A 17184-nucleotide genomic window follows, 5' to 3' on the forward strand; every position below is an offset into this window, starting at 1 on the left:
GCGCGGACCGCCCCTCAGGTAAGACGCGCGACGACGGCCCGCACACCGTCTCCCTCGGCGATGAGGCATCGCGGGCCGTCGACGTCCGCCTCATCCGTCTCCGACAGCTCGACCGGCACCTCGAGCTCCCCCGTCGCATCGGCGCCGATCACGCGGAGGGTGAGGTCCGGGGCGCGCGTCTCGAGGTAGGTCCCGGACTCGTCGTGCATCTCGAGTCGGGCCTGCGGGATCTCGCCGCGCACGCCCGCCGCGAGGATGCGGCGCGCGTCCGGGTCGGTGGCGGCGTCCACGACCCAGCGGTGTCCCAGGACGGAGTGCTCCACCTCGGCCACGACGTCCCCCTCGGCGGGTGCGTCGCCTCGGTAGGCGAACGCAGTCTGGTAGAGCCGGTCCCCCACGCGCACGAGCATCGACTCGACGCCGATCTCGCCGGCGGGATCGTCGAGCCGGTACGAGCCGACCTTCTCGGCGGCCACGTCCTCAGGCAGTCCGTGCGCCACGAGGCGGCGGCGGATCCATTCGGGCTTGTCCGGGTCCAGGCGTGCGGTGTAGATGAGAGCCATGCCCCGACCGTAGCCCCGACGTCGCTCGCCCGCGAGGGCCCGCCGGCCGGCGGCGCCGTTCAGCCCTGCACGGCCCGCACGGCGTGGTCCATGGCCCGGTAGGCGTCGAGCTCGCGGGCTTCGGCGGCTCCGCCGATCAGACGCACCGACTCCGGCGCGTAGCCCGCGGCCACCAGGTCCTCGACGAGATCCGTCTCGGACTCCTGCCCGGCGCACACGACGACGTCCGTCACGTCCAGGGTCAGCGCCACGCGGGCCTCGGGGTCCTCCGGGGACGGCGCGGTCACGCGCAGGCCGTCGGGGCCGAGGCCCTCGTAGGTCACACCGGAGTGCAGGTGGACCCCGTGCCGCCGCAGCTCGGCGCGGTGCACCCAGCCGGTGGTGGGGCGCAGTCGCACGCCGATCGGTCCGGGGCTGCGCTGGAGCAGGTGGACCTCGCGTCCGGGGTCGGCCGCGGCCGGCTTCGCCAGCTGGCCCGGCGTCTGAGAGGTCAGTGCCACGCCCCAGCGGGCCCGCCAGTGCTCCTGCGTCTCGGGTGTCCCGTCCGGCCGTTCCGTGCCGGCCGCCAGGGCCTCGGCGACATCCACGCCCACGCCGCCGGCGCCGATCACCGCGACGCGCGGGCCGACGTCGACGTGCCCCAGGACCACGTCGTCATAGGCATGGACGGCGGGCGCGCCCGGCTCCCCCGTCCCGGGCAGATCGACGGGCCGGGGCCGCACGCCGGTGGTGAGGAGCACCTCGTCGTAACCCGGCCGCCCGTCGTCGGTCAGGAGTGTCTGTGCGGATACCTCCTCCCCGGTCACGAGCGTCACCCCGGACGCCGCCGCGCGGGCCGCCAGGTGCTCCAGCGCGGGACCGAACTCCTCCTTGCCGGGGATGCGCCGGGCGAGCCGGAACTGGCCGCCGGGCTCGGCGTGCCGGTCGAACAGGGTGACCTCGTGCCCGAACCGGGCCGCACGCTCCGCCGCCGTGAGGCCCGCCGGCCCGGCACCGACCACGGCGATCCGGCGCCGGCGGCCGAGGGCCACCGGGACGGGCGCGGCGTACTCCGGCTCCGTCTCCCGCCCGGCGCGGGGGTTCATCAGGCACGAGACCTTGGCCCCGGTGAACACGTGGTCGAGGCAGGCCTGGTTGCAGGCGATGCACGGGGTCAGGGTCCGAGCGCGCGGGTCGCTGATCGCGGCCATCCACTCGGGGTCCGCCAGCAGGGGCCGGGCCAGCCCGACGAGCGCGGCGGCCCCGGACGTCAGCGCCTCCTCCGCCTCGGCGGGGGTGGTGAGCCGGTTGGAGGCGATCACGGGGATGTCGACGGCGGCGGTCAGGTCAGCCGAGGCGGCGAGGAACGCGGCGCGCGGCACGGAGGTCACGATGGTCGGCACGCGGGACTCGTGCCACCCGATGCCGGTCATCAGGACGTCCGCTCCGGCGGCCTCGAAGGCCCGGGCGGTGTCCGCGATCTCCGCGCGCGTCTGCCCGTCGGGGACGAGGTCCGCCGCCGAGGTGCGCACCGAGAGCACGCCGCGCTCCCCCAGCGCCTCGCGCACGGCCGCGACCACCGCCGCCGGGAACCGGCGTCGGCGCTCGGCGTCGCCCCCGTACTCGTCCGCGCGTCGGTTCGTCGCCGGGGCGAGGAACTGGTTGAGGAGGTAGCCCTCCGAGGCCATGATCTCCACGCCGTCGTATCCGGCCTCCAGGGCCAACGTGGCCGCGCGTGCGAACGCGTTCACGGTCCGCTCGATGTCCGCGGCCGTCATCTCCCGGGGCGTGTGCCGCGAGATCGGGGCTCGCACCGCGGAGGCCGAGACCAGGTCGGGGCTGGGGGCGTAGCGTCCCGCGTGCAGCAGCTGGGCGAGGATCCTGCCCCCGGCGGCGTGGACGGCGTCCGTGACGACGCGATGGGCGCGCGCGTCCTCCTCGCTGGCGAGCATCCCCCCGCCCAGCGTCACCGTGCCCTCGGGGACGACGCCCAGGCCGCCGGTGACGATGAGTCCGACGCCGCCGCGTGCCCGCTCCGCGTAGAACGCCGCCAGCTGCGGCAGGTCGTCGTGCCGGTCCTCCAGTCCCATGTGCATCGAGGCCATGACCACCCGGTTGGGCAGCGTGAGGGGGCCCAGGGTGATCGGCTGGAGCAGGGGCGAGACCGCGACGGGTGAAGATGTCATGCAGCTCACATTACCGGGCGGTAGCCCCCTCCTTCCAGGACCGCCTGGGGACACGCTGTGTCCAACGCCACTGCGTAGGGCAGGATGGGGATCACACGTCGACGCGCGGCAGACCCGTCCGCGCACCCGACACGGAGGGGAGCGCACGCATGGAGTGGATCGAGGCGAACGCGGGCTGGCTGTGGCTGGTGCTGGCCGCCGGCCTGGCCGGCGCCGAGCTGCTGACCCTCGACCTCGTCTTCCTGATGATCGCCGCCGGGGCCGGCGCGGCGGGAGTGGTCGCGCTCGTGGGCGGCCCGCTGGCGCTCCAGCTCGCGGCGTTCGCCGCCGTCGCCCTGCTGATGCTCGCCGCCGTGCGCCCCGTCGCGCTGCGCCACCTGCGCAAGGACACCGGCGCCGGCGCCTCCTACCTGGACACGCTCCCGGGGCGCCGCGTCGCGGCCCAGGGCGCGATCACCGGCGACGCCGGCACGCTCGCCGTCGACGGAGACACCTGGTCCGCCCGCGTCGAGCCCGGGGCGCCCGACGTCGCCCCCGGCGACGAGGTGACCGTCCTGCGCATCGACGGGGCCACCCTGGTGGTCCGCCCGCTCCCCCGCATCGACTGGGAGGCGGACGGCGCCTGAGCCGCCCCACGTCCTCGTTCCGACCGCACCGACCGCACCGACAGCACCGACCCCAGAAGAAGGGACCCCGATGGAAACCCTCATCGTCCTCGTCGTCCTCGCCGTCCTCGCGGCGGTGATCGTGGCCTCCTCGGTCAAGATCATCCCGCAGGCGCGGACGGCCAACATCGAACGCCTCGGCAAGTACAACCGCACGGCCGGCGCCGGGCTGACCCTGATCATCCCGTTCGTGGACCGCATGCTCCCGATGGTGGACATGCGCGAGCAGGTCGTCTCCTTCCCGCCCCAGCCGGTGATCACCGAGGACAACCTCGTCGTCTCCATCGACACGGTCGTCTACTTCCAGGTCACGGACGCCAAGGCCGCGACCTATGAGATCGCCAACTACATCCACGCGGTGGAGCAGCTCACCACCACCACCCTGCGCAACGTCGTGGGCGGCATGAACCTCGAGGAGGCCCTGACCTCTCGCGACTCCATCAACTCCCAGCTGCGCGGCGTGCTGGACGACGCCACCACGCGCTGGGGCCTGCGGGTCTCGCGGGTGGAGCTCAAGGCCATCGACCCGCCCATGTCCATCCAGGACTCGATGGAGAAGCAGATGCGCGCCGAGCGCGACCGCCGCGCCGCCATCCTCACCGCCGAGGGCACGAAGCAGGCCGCCATCCTCACGGCCGAGGGCGAGCGCCAGTCCCAGATCCTCTCCGCCGAGGGCGAGGCTCAGGCCCGCGTGCTGCGCGCCAACGCCGAGGCCGAGGCGATCGAGGTGGTCTTCGACGCCATCCACTCCGGCGGCGCCGACTCCGAGGTCCTGGCCTACCAGTACCTGCAGTCCCTGCCCAAGATCGCCGACGGCCAGGCCACCACCATGTTCGTGGTCCCCGCCGAGCTCACCCGCGCCCTGCAGGGCCTCGGTGAGGCGTTCGCCCCCGGCGACGGCGACCGCCCCACCCCGGAGCACGCACCCCGGCGTCGGGACTCCGGGGACCGCGCGGGCGAGCCGGGCGCCGAGCACGTCGGCATCACCCCGGAGCGCGCGCGTCGGCCGCGTGGGTCCCGCCCCACCACCGCGGACGCCCTGCGCGCCAGCGGCGTCATGGACGCGATGACCGCCGGCGCGGTGACGGCGGAGGACATGCCGCAGACCTCGCTCGACGAGGCCCTGGCCACGCCGCAGGAGATTGAGCCCGACCCGTCGGCCGGCCGCACCCCCGGCACCCGCCCGGCCGGCGAGGCCGACGGGAATGCTGTGGGACACTGAATGGTTCCATCAGTGAGGACGACCCGCCGCGCCTCGATCGGCCCGCGCCCCCGCGCGGGCCTCGGCGCGGCCTGACGAGGAGGAAACGTGAGCGATCGCAGCCTGCGGGGCATGCGCCTGGGCGCGCAGTCCCTGGAGTCCGAGGCCGGCGTCGAGCCCGCCGCCCGGCAGCGGGTGGAGTACCGCACGGAGGACGGCGAGCAGGTGTTCGTGACCTTCTCCGTGGAGGCAGACGTGCCGGCCACCTGGACCTCGAAGACCGGCAAGGAGGCGTTCCTCGTCAGCGGCGAGAAGCCGGCTGAGACCGAGGGCAAGCCCGTGCGCACCCACTGGGACATGCTGCGCGAGCGCCGCAGCCTCGAGGAGCTGGAGGAGACCTACAAGATCCAGCTCAACAAGCTGCGCGCCAGCCGCGGCGAGGACGTCGACGCCTGACCCGCCGCTCCCCCATGCACGACGGGGCCGGATCCGCCATGGATCCGGCCCCGTCGTCGTTCGGGGGCTGTGCGCCTCAGAGGCCGAGGCGGGCGCGCAGGCCCTCCCAGCGCGCAGCCAGGCCCCAGCGGGTCACGTTGACCACGGCCTCGCCGATGATGCCGCCGCTCATCTTGGACTCGCCGAGCTCACGCTCCACGAACGTGATCGGGACCTCGACGATCCGCTTGCCGAGCCGGGCCGTGCGGAAGGTCATGTCCACCTGGAACCCGTAGCCCTTGGACTCGATCGCGTCCAGGTCGATCGCACGGAGCGTGTCGGCCCGGTAGGCGCGGTAGCCCGCCGTGATGTCCGTCAGGTTGAGGCCGAGCATGATCCGCGGGTACAGGGAGCCGGCCCACGAGATCATCTTGCGGGAGGTCGGCCAGTTCACCATCTTGCCGCCCGGCACGCGGCGCGAGCCGATCACCAGGTCCGCGGTGCGGACGGCCTCCAGCAGGCGCGGCAGCTGCTCGGGCTGGTGCGAGCCGTCCGCGTCCATCTCGACCAGGACGTCGTAGCCGCGCTCCAGGCCCCAGCGGAACCCGGCGATGTAGGCGCCGCCCAGGCCGTCCTTGGTGGTGCGGTGCAGCACGTGCACGGAGGGGTCCTCGGCGGCGCGGGCGTCGGCCCAGTCGCCGGTGCCGTCCGGGGAGGCGTCGTCCACCACGAGAACGTCGGACTCCGGGACGGCGTCACGGAGTCGGCCGAGGGTCAGCGGCAGCGACTCGATCTCGTTGTACGTGGGGATGATGGTCAGCACGCGCATGTGCGGTTCTCGCCTTCCGGCCGGGGTCGTGGGGGCGGCCCGCCGGTCGGACGGGCCATCGCATCCGTTCGAGTATAGGAAGCGGAGGTCTCAGGCCGGCGTCGCGCCATCGCGCGCGTCGCGGGCCACGTCCTCCGCGGCGATCCGGCCGTCCACCCAGGTGGCCCGCCAGCGGGGCAGGGCGGTCTCGGCGTCGAGGGCCGGCAGCAGCGGCGTGCCGGCCCGGGTGTCCGTGCTCCATGCCGCCACCCGGCCGTCCGGCGACTGCACGGCCACCGCGTCCGCGTCCCAGACGCCGAACACGGCCGGGGCCGACACGCTCAGGCGCGGGGCGACGGACAGGCCTGCCGCCGGAGCGTCGGGCAGCGCGCGCAGCGGGGTGCGGGTCGCGGCGGCGAAGGCGGAGCGGGCGGAGATGCGCTCGTCCGGGTCGGGGTGGGACAGCGCCGACCGGACGGCGGCCCACGGGTCCCCGGCCGGGCCGGCGCCCAGGCACACGGAGACGGCGTCGGCCAGCAGGCTCGCCACGGGGGCGTGCAGCACGCCGTCCGCGTCGGGGACGACGGTGGCGCTGACCCCGGCGGCGGCCAGGAAGGCGCGGTCCTCGGCGGTGACCGAGTGGGTGACCACGAGCCGATGGCGCATGCGGCCCAGGGCGGCGGTGCCGAGTTCCTCCGCGACCGAGCGCAGGGCGGTCAGGGCCACGTCCTGGGCGGCGGGCCCGGCGTCCGCACCGCCGTCGGGGACGAGGTAGGCCTGCTCCCCCGCCTGGGTCGAGGCCGTCAGGAGACCGGTGAGCGTGGCGGGGTCGGTGTCGGTCCCGACGGGCAGCCACACCCCGGCCGCCTCGGCGTCCACGCGGTCCGCGTGCCGGTAGACGACCGTCTGGACGTCCTCGTCGGCGGGCGCGGCGCCCGTGTCCTCGGGCCCGGCCAGGACCGTCACGACGGCGGTGCCGCGGCTCAGCGCGTCCCGCGCGTCCGCGGGCCGGGCCAGCGGCTCGACGAACACGGGCACGACGACGGCGCCGTCGAGGTCCCGCCGTTCGTCACCCGGATCGGCCACGCGGTCCGCGGAGTCGTCCGCGCCGAGCCAGGCGATCACCCCGTCCCGGACCAGCAGCGCCTGTGCGTACGGGTCCGTCGTCGAGTGGATGATGCCGTGGGTCAACAGGTGTGCGCTCACCCGCCCACCCTAGCCCGTGTCAGTCCTCGTCCGCGCGCGGCGCCGAGGCCGCCGGCAGCGAGGTGGCCACGACGCCGCGGGAGACGAGGTCCGCGGCCCGGCGGCAGGCCCGGCTGCGACGGGCGTCCCCGGGGACGTTGGCCAGCTGGTCCAGCACGTCGATGACCTGCCGCGCCCAGCGGACGAAGTCGCCCGCGGCGAGGTCCGCGCCCTCGAGGGTGCGGCGCAGGGTGGCCCCCCGCACCCAGCGATGCATGGGCGCCACCAGGCCGGGGTCCGTCCGGGGCGTGGGCTCGAGCCGTGCCTGGGCCTCGTCCGTGCGCAGGCGCTCCTCGATGCGCTCGGCGGCCTCCGCGACGCGTGCGAGCCGGGGGGTCGGCATCGGGACCAGTCCGGGCTCGGTCTCCCCCTTGCCCTGGTACACGAGCAGCGCGGCGACGGCGGCCCACTCCTCCGGCGTCAGGCCGTCCGTGGCCGGATCCTGCAGCACCAGGGAGGTGAACAGGTCCCGCTCGCCGTAGATCCGGCGCAGGGCCTCGCCGCGCTCCGTGAGCGCCGCACGGGGCGAGGACGCGTCCTCCTGGACGTAGCCGTAGGCGCGCAGCAGAGCGACCACGCGGTCGAACGTGCGGGCGATGGTGTTGGTGCGGCCCGCGATGCGTTCCCGCAGGACGGAGACCTCCCGCCGCATGGCCCACCAGCGGTCGCCCCAGCGGGCGTGCTCCTCGCGGTCCTGGCAGCCGTGGCACGGGTGGCGGCGCAGCGCCCGGCGCAGCTCCTCGACCCGGGGCGCGGCCGGGTCCTCTCGGAGGCGGAAGCCCGCCGTGCGGCGGCCTCCGGCGGGCGGGCGGCCCGTGCGCACGGCCTCGCGCATGAGGGCGGCGACGTCCTTGCGCTGCGCGGGCGTCTTCACCTGCACCACCTGGGGCAGGGCGGCGCCCGCCACCGGCTCGACCGTTCCCGCGACGTCGTCCACCGTGATGCGGCGCAGCTGCGCCTTGTCCGTCACGACGCCGACGCGCGGGTTCTGGGGGTTGCCGGCGGGGAACACGACGACGGCCCGGCCGAGCGCGCGGCCGGCGTCGAGCTCGACGACGTCCCCGACCGCAAGGTTCGCGAGCGAGTCCTTCACGGCTGCCAGGTGGGCCCGACGGCGCCCCTGCGAGCCGGACTTCTCCGCGGCCGCGAGCTCCTTGCGCAGGGTGAGGTACTCGGCGAAGTCGCCGAGGTGACATTGCATTGCCTCCTCGTACTTCTCGAGGCTGGCCTGCTTCGAGCGGACCTCGCGGGCCAGCCCCACCACGGAGCGGTCCGCCTGGAACTGGGCGAACGAGGACTCGAGGATGCCCCGCGCCCGCTCCGCGCCGACCTGCGCCAGCAGGTTCGCGGACATGTTGTAGGTGGGCCGGAACGAGGAGCGCAGCGGGTAGGTGCGGCGCGAGGCCAGGCCCGCGACGGCGGCCGGGTCCAGCCCGGGACGCCACATCACCACGGCATGGCCCTCGACGTCGATCCCGCGGCGGCCCGCCCGGCCCGTCAGCTGGGTGTACTCCCCCGGCGTGATGTCGACGTGGTTCTCGCCGTTGAACTTGACCAGCTTCTCGATCACGACGGAGCGGGCCGGCATGTTGATGCCGAGGGCGAGGGTCTCCGTGGCGAACACGGCCTTGAGCGCGCCGGCGGCGAACAGGTCCTCGACGGCCTCCTTGAACGGGGGCAGCATGCCGGCGTGGTGGGCCGCGAAGCCCCGGGACAGGCCGTCCCGCCACGCCCAGAACCCGAGGATCTCCAGGTCCTCGACGGGCAGCAGACGCGCCGCCTCCTCGACCCGCTCGGCCACGAGCGCCTTCTCCCGCGCCGTGGTGAGGTCGAGCCCGGCCCGCAGGCACTGCTCCACCGCGGCGTCGCAGCCGGTCCGGGAGAAGATGAAGGTGATGCACGGCAGCAGCCCGTCGCGGTCCAGGGCCCGGATCATCTCCGGGCGCGACGTGGACAGCCGCGGTCCGCGCCGCTGGCCGCCGTCGTGACCGCCCGGCCGACCGGAGACCGGCCGCTCCCGGTCCAGCGCGGAGGAGCCGGTCCGGCCCCGGCCGCCGTCGCGACCCGTGCGCCGGCCGCCCCTGGCCCGCCCCTTCGGGACGCCCCCGCGCCCGTCACGGTGCTGCTGCCGCCCGGGCCGACCCCAGTCGGCGCGCTGGAACCGGCGCTCGGCCTCCTCCCCCAGGCGCTTGAGCTCGGGGTTGAGCAGGGCCTCCCCGTCCCGGTCCGCAGTCTCCTCGAAGGCGATGTCCTCGGCGAACAGGTCGTAGAGCCGGCCCCCGGCCATGACGTGCTGCCACAGCGGCACCGGCCGGTGTTCGGAGACGATCACGGTGGTGGCGCCCCGGACCGTGTCGAGCCAGGCGCCGAACTCCTCGGCGTTGGACACCGTGGCGGACAGGGAGATCAGCTGCACGTGCTCGGGCAGGTGGATGATGACCTCCTCCCACACCGGGCCCCGGAACCGGTCGGCGAGGTAATGGACCTCGTCCATGACGACGAAGCCGAGGTCGATGAGGGTGTCCGACTGCGCGTACAGCATGTTGCGCAGCACCTCGGTGGTCATCACGACGACGGGCGCGTCCGGGTTGACGGAGGTGTCCCCCGTGAGCAGGCCGACGTTCTCCGCGCCGTGCACGCGGGCGAGGTCCGCGTGCTTCTGGTTGCTGAGGGCCTTGATGGGGGTGGTGTAGAACGCCTTCGTGCCGCGGGCCAGGGCCAGGTGGACGGCGAACTCGCCGACCACCGTCTTGCCGGCGCCGGTGGGCGCCGCGACGAGGACGCCGTGGCCGTCCTCGACCTCGGCGCACGCGCGGCGTTGGAAGTCGTCGAGGGGGAAGCCCACGCGTGCGGCGAACCGGCCGAGCTCGGAGCCGGCGTGGTGCCGGGCCGCCCGGGCACGGGCGTAGCGCTCCGCCGGGCTCAGCTCGGGCTCGTCGTGCGGGGTCGCGGACGCGGGATGGTGGGCCATGGCCCCACCCTACTGGCGGGTCCGGACACCGTCGTGCTCGTGCGTCCGGGCGTGAGGGCTGCGGCGGGCGCCGCTCAGATCTGATCGAGCGGCTTCGGGCCTGCGGCGAGCTCCGCCTCGACGTCCATCTCGCGCTGGCCCTGCCGACGGTCGCGACGCCGGTCGCCCCACAGACACAGGACGATGGCCACGCCGAAGAGGACGACGAGCGGGATCGCCATGTAGAACATGGAGATGGCGTCCGCACCGGGGGCGGCGATCGCGGCGATCAGCATGATCACGAAGACGGTGATGCGCCAGTGGTGGACGATCGTGCGGCCCGGCAGGATGCCGAGCATGTTCAGTCCCACCAGCAGCACCGGCAGCACCATGGCCACGCCGAACGCGAGGTAGAGACGCGTGACGAAGCTGATGTACACCGACGCCGTCGGGAGGTTCGCGCCGCCCTCGGGAGTGAAGCCCACGAAGAACTGGACGGCCTGCGGCATCACGAGCCACCCCAGCGCGATGCCGAAGATGAACAGGGGCACGGCCGCGGCGATGAAGCCCAGGGCGTACTTCTTCTCGGCCTTCTTCAGACCCGGCACGATGAATGCCCAGATCTGGTAGAGCCAGACCGGGCTGGACAGGATGAGCCCGATGAACATGCTGACCTTGAGCATGAGGTCGAACGGCGAGGCCACCGTGTCATAGGCGACGGCCGCCGTGTGTCCCTGGCTGGCGATCTCCTTGACCGGGCGGAACAGCTCCGCCATGACCGGCTGGTAGACGAGGAAGCCGATCACCATGCCGACCGCGACGGCGAGCGCCGACTTCAGCAGTCGGTTGCGCAGCTCCGTGAGGTGCTCGCGCAGCGGCATCTCGCCGGTGGGGTTGTCCCGCCGCTTCCGGCGGCGCCGGGTGCGGCGGGCGACCTCGTCGACCTCGGTCATCGGGTGGGGGTCCTTCCGGCTCAGCGCGGGTCGCGCGGGTCGGTCTCGTCACGCTCGACGACGCGGCCCTCGACCGGCTCGTCCGCGGCGGTGGAGCCGGCGCCGGAGCGCTCGTCCGTGGTGCCCTTGCCCTCGGTGCGCATCTGCTTCACCTCGGAGGAGAAGATGCGCATCGACTGGCCGAGGTTGCGGGCCATCGCGGGCAGCTTCGGCGCCGCGAAGAGCAGGATCGCAAGCAGGATGATGATGACGAGCTGCCAGCCCTGGAGTCCAGCCATGATGAAGGGTCCTTTCGATGGGGTTCCGGGGTCCAGGCTACCGCGCCGGCAGGGCCGCGAGGGCATCGCCCAGCGCGTCCGCCACGGACGTCCGGAGGTCGGCGGGGGCCAGCACCTGGACGGCGCCGCCGTGGCGTCCGACCAGCGCGGCCGCCACGCCGGCGTCGGTCAGATGCACCCGGGTGAGCCGGTCGCCGTCGGGCAGGTCGGCCTGGGCGTCCGGGCGGTAGCCGGCGGCCGCGTCGCGGACGGGATGGGCCCAGCGCAGCAGCACCGGCACCCCCGCAGTGTCGTCGGGATGGACCCGCCAGCGCGCGGGCCGGGCCCGGGGCGCGAACGTCTCCCCCGTGGGTGCGGGCGCGCTGATCCGGTCCACCCGGAACACCCGGTGGTCCTCGGCGCGACGGCACCACGCCTGCAGGTAGAGGCGCGCCCCGTCCTGCACCAGGGCCAGCGGCTCCACGTCCCGCTCGGTGAGGGCGTCGGCATGCACGGAGCGGTAGGTCAGGTGGACGACGGCCCGCTCCGCCACGGCGGCCAGCAGGGTGCGCACCGTCGCGGGGTCCACGGCCACGTCCCAGTGGGCGGCGACGGCGACCGGGGGCTCGCCGGCGGTGTGCGCCTCGGCCTCCTGGAGGGCGGCGTCGTCCGCGTCGTCCGCGTCCGGGGCCCCCGCGTCCAGGACCGCGGCGCGGATCCGGCGCTGGGCGGAGCGGGCGGCCTCGCGGTCGGACTCGTCCAGCACCGGCAGGTCCGCGACCGTCTGCAGGGCGGCGACGAGGCTGTGCGCCTCGGGGCGCGTCAGCCGCACGGGACCGGCCAGGTCGGCGGCGCGCTCCACGTGGACGCGGCCGGCCACCTCCGCCACCTCGAACTGGAAGCCGGGGAAGTCGCGCTCGGGCATGCCGCAGTAGCGCAGCGTCTCGAGGTCGGCGTCGAGGCGCTCGTCGGTGACCCCGAGACGCGCGCGCAGCTCCGCTCGGTCCACCCCGCCGGCCCGGTTGGCCAGCCCCACGATGTCCAGCAGGCGGCCCACGAGGTCCTCGCTCGAGTCGCGGGCGCGACGTCGGACGGGCGCGGCGAGCGCCACCTCGAGCAGGGCCGGGTCGGCGGGGCCGGCGTGGGCCTCCGCCGCGGCGGACAGGCCCGCGCGGACGCGGTCGGTCAGGTCCGGGTGCGCGGCGGAGGGCACGGCCCGGCCCAGCAGGCCGCCGATCTCGGCGGCGAGGCCGTCCTCGCGCGGTCCGGCGGGGGCCTCCCAGAGCTCCCAGTCGGGTCCCGGCGCGGCGCCGTCCTCGGCGCGGGGCTCGGCGGGCTCACCGACCGCGCGGACGCCCTGGCCCCGGCCGGGCGCGAGCCACACCCGGACCCGCTCGGCGTCGGCCTGTCCGGCCAGGCGCGCCACGAGGCCGGCGTGGTCGTGGTCCTCGGGACGGCCGGGGGCGTCCGTCGCCCGCTCGACGCGGCGCGGCTCCCCCTCCATCCGGGTGAGCCGGAAGCTGCGCTCGGCGCCGCGGTCGAGGTCCCAGCCGGTGAGGTACCAGCGGCCGCGCACGAGGGTGAGGAACCAGGCCCGCACGGTGCGCCGGGTGGCCCGCCCCCGCGCGTCGCGGTAGGGGAAGCGCAGCACGGCCTCGTCGGCCACGGCCTGGGTGAGGGCCTCGAGCCGGGGGTCGGCCCGGGGCATGAGGGTGTGGTACCCGGCCAGCTCGTCGTCGCCCGTGAGGTCGGTGGCCGGCTGGAACAGCAGGCCCACGGCGCGGACGACGTCGGCGCGCAGCGGCGAGTCGCCCCACAGGCGCCGCGCCCGCACGAGGGCGCGGCGCTCGTCCACGGTGAGGTCGAGGTCGCGCAGCAGCAGCGCGTCGCGGACGACGCGGTGCCGCACCCCCGCCTCGCCCTCGTCGAAGCCCGCGGGTTCGAGGGTCTCCAGCGGGACCCCCACGGCGCGCAGCACGCGGCGGTCCCGCTGGAAGAGCTTCTCGAAGGCGGTGTCCGTGAGCCCCTCATAGCCGACGACCTGCCGTCGGATCCGGTCACGCTCGAGGCCATGCGGCGCCGAGAGCAGCAGCCACAGCAGCGAGATGATGCGCTCGGCGGCCTCGTCGCCGGCGCGCCGTGGGGCGGGTGGGGTCACGGGGCCCGGGGTCAGTCGACCGAGACGAGGTCGCAGACGAAGATGAGCGTCTCGTTCGGCCCGATCGCGGAGCCGGCGCCGCGGGCGCCGTAGCCCAGGTGCGGCGGGATCTCGAGGCGGCGGCGGCCGCCGACCTTCATGCCGAGCAGGCCCTGGTCCCAGCCGGCGATGACCTGGCCGACGCCGACGGTCAGGGGCAGCGGGGTGCCGCGGTTCCACGAGGCGTCGAACTCCTCGCCGGTGGACCAGGCCACGCCCACGTAGTGGACCTGCACGCGGGAGCCGGCCTCGACAGCCGGGCCGGAGCCCTCGATCAGGTCCTCCACCACGAGCTCGGTGGGCGGGGTCTCGCCCGGGAAGTCGATCTCGGGCTTGGTGCGGTCGTAGTCGCGCTGTCCGAAGGACACGGTGCTCTCCTCTTGGGTACTCGTGGACTTGGGTACTCGTGGACGGGGTCAGTTCGCCGACGGGGTCAGTTCGCCGACGGGGTGGCGGACGCCTGGGCGTCCAGGATGTCCACCACGAACAGCAGGGGCTCGTTCTCGCCGATGGCCGGCGGGCTGCCCTGCTCACCGTAGGCCTTCTCGGCCGGGATCGACAGGAGGACGCGCGAGCCCACCTTCTGGCCGGCCAGACCCTCCTTCCAGCCCTCGATGACCCGGTTGAGGGAGAACGTGATGGCCTGGCCCGTCTCCCAGGACGAGTCGAAGACCTCGCCGTCGGACCACGTCACGCCCTCGTACTGCACGGTCACGGTGTCGTCCGCGCCGACCTCGCGGCCCTCGCCCTCGATCAGGGGCTGGACCACCAGCTCCTGGGGCGCCTCGCCGTCGGGCTTCGCGATGCTCGGCCGGCCGCTCTGCTCGTCCACGGTGACGTCGGGCAGGCGCTCGTCCCGCTCGGTCACCTCCTCGCCCTCGGCCTGCTTCGGCAGGATGGCGTCGATCTTGTAGACGAACAGCTGGGCGGGCTGCGTCTGGGTGGAGGGGGAGGCGCTCGGCGACGCGCTCTCGGTCTGCGGGACGGGGACGTCGTACTCGGGGCTGTACGCGGCGACGATCGTGCCGGCACCGCTGCCCACCAGCATCTCGTGGATCTCCGGGTTCATGGACTTGAGCTGGTCGTCCACGGGCACGGCTTCCGGTTCGCCGCTGAAGTTCTCGGCGACCACCTCGCCGCTGGCCGGATCGACGACGGCGATCGACATCTTCAGGACGTCGCCCTCCTGCACCTGATCCCCCTCGCCGGCGGTCAGCACCCGCGTGGTGGGCTGGTCGGTGTCGATCTCCCCGTCGATCTCGACCGTCGGCGCCCCGCCGTCGCCCTCCGTGAAGGTGACACCCGTCAGGGCGTCCGGCTCCCCCTGGCCCTCGCCGACGGCCGCCCGCTCGGGGGCGGCCGACGTGGAGGCCGACGCGGTGTCGCTGTGGGGCTGGTCCGCGCCGTCGTCGCCGGTGGCGCAGGCGGTGGCCAGCACCAGGCCCGCGGCGCCGAGGGACAGCAGCGGCAGCAGGCGGCGACGGCGGCGGGCCGCCGGGGGCTGGGGGGTCTCGAACGAACTCATGCGTGTCACCCTAATGGCGCGTCCTGGACGTCCGCTGTCAGGCGATCCGCCCGAAAAGCCGGTCGACGGCGGCCGACGACGTGTCGAACGGGTCCTTCGTCACGATCGCGTGCAGCGGATGGTCGGTGAGCTTCAGGGTCGTCCAGTCGACGGCGTAGTCCAGGCCGTGCTCCCGGGCACGGGCCACGAAGTCCGCGCGCACACGGGCCCGGGTGGTGGGCGGGGCGGTCTCCACGGCGGACCGGGCGGCGTCCTCGGGCAGCAGGCGCGCGACGGCGCCGCGCCGCAGCAGCAGGCGGAACAGCCCCCGGTCGGGGTCGATGTCGTGGAAGGCCAGGTCCAGCTGGGCGAGACGGGGTGAGCCCCAGTCCAGGTCGTGGCGGGCCCGGTAGTCCTCCAGCAGGCGCAGCTTGATCGCCCAGTCGATGCGGTCCTCGATGCGGGACCGGTCACCGGTGCGGACGGCGTCGAGCACCTCGCCCCACAGGGTGAGGATCTCCCCCACCCGGTCGTGGTGGGCACCCTCCGCGGCGACGAAGGCGCGGGCCCGCTCGAGGTAGTGCTCCTGCAGCTCGAGCGCGGAGGCCTCCCCCTCGCGGAGCGCGATGCGGGCCGTGCCGGTGAGGTCGTGGGAGATCTGCCGCACCGCGCGGGTGGGGTGGGCGACGACGCGGTCCCCGAGCGGGAAGCCCGCCTCGATCATCCGCAGCAGCAGGTCGGTGGCGCCGAAGCGCAGCAGGTGGGTGTGCTCGGAGAGGTTCGTGTCCCCCACGATCACGTGGAGGCGTCGGTACTCGGAGGCGTCCGCGTGCGGCTCGTCCCGCGTGTTGATGATCGGCCGGGACCGCGTGGTGGAGGAGGACACGCCGTCCTGCACGAAGTCGGCGCGCTGGGAGAACGCGAAGTGGGCCGGGCCCTCGCCCTCGGGCCACGTGCCGGCGGGCACGACGCGGCCCGCGCCCACGAGGATCTGACGGGAGACGAGGAACGGGACGAGCGCCTCGGTGAGCCGCCGGTACTCGGTGCGCCGGCGCAGCAGGTAGTTCTCGTGGGAGCCGTAGGAACTGCCCGAGGAGTCGGCGTTGTTGCGGTAGAGGTGGATCCGGCCGCCGACCCCGTCCGCGGCCATGCGCTCCTCGGCCTGGACCACGAGGTCGTGCAGCAGCAGGTCCCCCGCCCCGTCCGAGGCGATGAGCTCGTCGAGCGTCGAGCACTCGGCGGTCGCGTACTCGGGGTGGGACCCGACGTCGAGATAGAGCCGGGAGCCGTTGGCCACGAACACGTTCGAGGACCGCCCCCACTCGACGACGGGCCGGAAGAGGTAGCGGACGACCTCTTCGGGGCTGAGCGGGCGCCCCTGCGGGTTCCAGTGCTGGACGCCGTACTCCGTCTCCAGCCCGAAGATCCGGCGGGCGCGGTCCGCGTCGGTCACTGGCCGCCCTTCTGGACGAAGCCCTTGACGAACTCCTCGGCGTTGGACTCCAGCACCGAGTCGATCTCGTCCAGCAGGCTGTCCAGGCCCTGGTCCTGGGCCGCGGGCTTCACGTGCGCCTGGCCCGCCGCGGCGCCGGTCTCGTCGTCGCCGCCGGACGGGCGTGGGCGGATCTGCTCCTGGGACATGGTGGCCTCCTCGTGCGTCGACGCGGGTCGGTGTGCTCCGTCCGCGTCCACCCATCCTGCCCCACGCGCGGGCCACGTTTCAGCCCCACGTCCCCGGGTTGCCCCGCGCTGGCAGGATGGGGGCATGCGTCTGTGGACCCTTCACCCCCGCCACCTCGACCGCCAGGGCCTGACGGGCGCCTGGCGCGAGGCCCTGCTCGCGCAGGCCGTCCTGGCCGGCCGCACGCGCGGGTACCGGGACCACCCGCAGCTGCTAAGGTTCCGGGAGCACCCGGACCCGTCCGGCGCCGTCGGCGCCTTCTTCTCCGGCATCGAGGCCGAGGCCACGGCGCGCGGCTATCGCTTCGACCACTCCCGGATCGACCGGCCGTGCCCCGCCCCCGACGGCGCGGTGCGCATCCCGCCCGCCGGTCTCGCACCGATCCCGGCCACCACGGGCCAGCGCGACCTGGAGTGGCGTCACCTGTGCGCCAAGCTGGCCGCGCGCAGCCCCGCCTGGCTCGAACGGTGGTCGGACACGCCCGTCCCCGACGTGCACCCGCTGTTCACGATCATCCCGGGGCCGGTCGCCCCCTGGGAGCGCGCCTGAGGGCGGGCCGC

The 17184-nt window shown here is 74.7% G+C and carries 16 protein-coding genes; 4 read left to right on the plus strand and 12 right to left on the minus strand.

Annotation, left to right across the window (positions count from 1 at the left end):
• Positions 1-14: 14 nt before the first annotated feature.
• Positions 15-563 (minus strand): maltokinase N-terminal cap-like domain-containing protein, encoded by a 549-nt coding sequence (locus HDA34_RS00975; protein WP_134377185.1) that lies wholly within the window; start codon positions 561-563, stop codon positions 15-17.
• A gap of 59 nt (positions 564-622) precedes the next feature.
• Entirely contained in the window at positions 623-2728 is a 2106-nt protein-coding gene (locus HDA34_RS00980) for an NADPH-dependent 2,4-dienoyl-CoA reductase (RefSeq protein WP_134377184.1), read from the minus strand.
• A gap of 149 nt (positions 2729-2877) precedes the next feature.
• On the opposite strand from HDA34_RS00980, the gene HDA34_RS00985 reads away from it, so the two are divergent.
• The 3 genes from HDA34_RS00985 to HDA34_RS00995 all read left to right on the plus strand — a co-directional run bounded on the left by HDA34_RS00985 (position 2878) and on the right by HDA34_RS00995 (position 5050).
• Positions 2878-3354: an NfeD family protein gene (locus HDA34_RS00985; protein ID WP_134377183.1), complete on the plus strand. Its 477-nt coding sequence runs from the start codon at positions 2878-2880 to the stop codon at positions 3352-3354.
• Positions 3355-3424: 70 nt separating this feature from the next.
• Positions 3425-4615: an SPFH domain-containing protein gene (locus HDA34_RS00990; RefSeq protein ID WP_095695735.1), complete on the plus strand. Its 1191-nt coding sequence runs from the start codon at positions 3425-3427 to the stop codon at positions 4613-4615.
• An 87-nt stretch (positions 4616-4702) separates the two neighbouring features.
• Complete coding sequence (locus tag HDA34_RS00995; RefSeq protein WP_012750883.1) at positions 4703-5050, plus strand: RNA polymerase-binding protein RbpA; 348 nt, start codon at positions 4703-4705, stop codon at positions 5048-5050.
• A gap of 76 nt (positions 5051-5126) precedes the next feature.
• On the opposite strand, the gene HDA34_RS01000 is transcribed toward HDA34_RS00995, so the two are convergent.
• From HDA34_RS01000 to HDA34_RS01045, 10 genes are all read right to left on the minus strand, one after another.
• A complete protein-coding gene (locus HDA34_RS01000; RefSeq protein WP_036315073.1) occupies positions 5127-5858 on the minus strand; it encodes a polyprenol monophosphomannose synthase in 732 nt (243 codons plus the stop codon).
• A 90-nt stretch (positions 5859-5948) separates the two neighbouring features.
• Complete coding sequence (locus HDA34_RS01005) at positions 5949-7043, minus strand: hypothetical protein (RefSeq protein ID WP_095695734.1); 1095 nt, start codon at positions 7041-7043, stop codon at positions 5949-5951.
• Positions 7044-7062: 19 nt separating this feature from the next.
• Positions 7063-10053 (minus strand): DEAD/DEAH box helicase, encoded by a 2991-nt coding sequence (locus HDA34_RS01010; protein ID WP_134377182.1) that lies wholly within the window; start codon positions 10051-10053, stop codon positions 7063-7065.
• A 74-nt stretch (positions 10054-10127) separates the two neighbouring features.
• On the minus strand, positions 10128-10985 hold the full coding sequence (gene tatC / locus HDA34_RS01015; RefSeq protein WP_073116894.1) for a twin-arginine translocase subunit TatC: 858 nt from the start codon (positions 10983-10985) through the stop codon (positions 10128-10130).
• Between the two features lie 20 nt (positions 10986-11005).
• On the minus strand, positions 11006-11263 hold the full coding sequence (locus HDA34_RS01020) for a twin-arginine translocase TatA/TatE family subunit (RefSeq protein WP_002855080.1): 258 nt from the start codon (positions 11261-11263) through the stop codon (positions 11006-11008).
• Positions 11264-11300: 37 nt separating this feature from the next.
• On the minus strand, positions 11301-13400 hold the full coding sequence (locus HDA34_RS01025; protein ID WP_134377181.1) for a helix-turn-helix transcriptional regulator: 2100 nt from the start codon (positions 13398-13400) through the stop codon (positions 11301-11303).
• Positions 13401-13411: 11 nt separating this feature from the next.
• Positions 13412-13807 (minus strand): FKBP-type peptidyl-prolyl cis-trans isomerase, encoded by a 396-nt coding sequence (locus tag HDA34_RS01030; protein ID WP_010078659.1) that lies wholly within the window; start codon positions 13805-13807, stop codon positions 13412-13414.
• A 65-nt stretch (positions 13808-13872) separates the two neighbouring features.
• Positions 13873-14964 carry an FKBP-type peptidyl-prolyl cis-trans isomerase gene (locus HDA34_RS01035; RefSeq protein WP_134377180.1) on the minus strand — a complete coding sequence of 364 codons (1092 nt, stop codon included), beginning with the start codon at positions 14962-14964 and terminating at the stop codon, positions 13873-13875.
• 37 nt (positions 14965-15001) lie between these two features.
• Positions 15002-16396, minus strand: a complete 1395-nt coding sequence (pafA, locus tag HDA34_RS01040) for a Pup--protein ligase (protein ID WP_098092760.1) — start codon at positions 16394-16396, stop codon at positions 15002-15004.
• Positions 16393-16584 carry a ubiquitin-like protein Pup gene (locus tag HDA34_RS01045; RefSeq protein WP_017488237.1) on the minus strand — a complete coding sequence of 64 codons (192 nt, stop codon included), beginning with the start codon at positions 16582-16584 and terminating at the stop codon, positions 16393-16395. Before HDA34_RS01045 ends, pafA begins: the two co-directional genes overlap by 4 nt.
• Before the next feature lie 124 nt (positions 16585-16708).
• On the opposite strand from HDA34_RS01045, the gene HDA34_RS01050 reads away from it, so the two are divergent.
• Complete coding sequence (locus tag HDA34_RS01050; protein ID WP_134377179.1) at positions 16709-17173, plus strand: pyrimidine dimer DNA glycosylase/endonuclease V; 465 nt, start codon at positions 16709-16711, stop codon at positions 17171-17173.
• Positions 17174-17184 lie beyond the last annotated feature (11 nt).

Origin of the sequence: Micrococcus luteus (assembly GCF_014138885.1) — a bacterium.
Lineage (GTDB): Bacteria > Actinomycetota > Actinomycetes > Actinomycetales > Micrococcaceae > Micrococcus > Micrococcus luteus.

Coding starts and splice junctions, on each gene's coding strand:
- HDA34_RS00975 (WP_134377185.1), bottom strand. CDS start 563: ATGGCTCTCATCTACACCGCACGCCTGGACCCGGACAAGCCCGAATGG.
- HDA34_RS00980 (WP_134377184.1), bottom strand. CDS start 2,728: ATGACATCTTCACCCGTCGCGGTCTCGCCCCTGCTCCAGCCGATCACC.
- HDA34_RS00985 (WP_134377183.1), top strand. CDS start 2,878: ATGGAGTGGATCGAGGCGAACGCGGGCTGGCTGTGGCTGGTGCTGGCC.
- HDA34_RS00990 (WP_095695735.1), top strand. CDS start 3,425: ATGGAAACCCTCATCGTCCTCGTCGTCCTCGCCGTCCTCGCGGCGGTG.
- HDA34_RS01000 (WP_036315073.1), bottom strand. CDS start 5,858: ATGCGCGTGCTGACCATCATCCCCACGTACAACGAGATCGAGTCGCTG.
- HDA34_RS01010 (WP_134377182.1), bottom strand. CDS start 10,053: ATGGCCCACCATCCCGCGTCCGCGACCCCGCACGACGAGCCCGAGCTG.
- tatC (WP_073116894.1), bottom strand. CDS start 10,985: ATGACCGAGGTCGACGAGGTCGCCCGCCGCACCCGGCGCCGCCGGAAG.
- HDA34_RS01020 (WP_002855080.1), bottom strand. CDS start 11,263: ATGGCTGGACTCCAGGGCTGGCAGCTCGTCATCATCATCCTGCTTGCG.
- HDA34_RS01035 (WP_134377180.1), bottom strand. CDS start 14,964: ATGAGTTCGTTCGAGACCCCCCAGCCCCCGGCGGCCCGCCGCCGTCGC.
- HDA34_RS01045 (WP_017488237.1), bottom strand. CDS start 16,584: ATGTCCCAGGAGCAGATCCGCCCACGCCCGTCCGGCGGCGACGACGAG.
- HDA34_RS01050 (WP_134377179.1), top strand. CDS start 16,709: ATGCGTCTGTGGACCCTTCACCCCCGCCACCTCGACCGCCAGGGCCTG.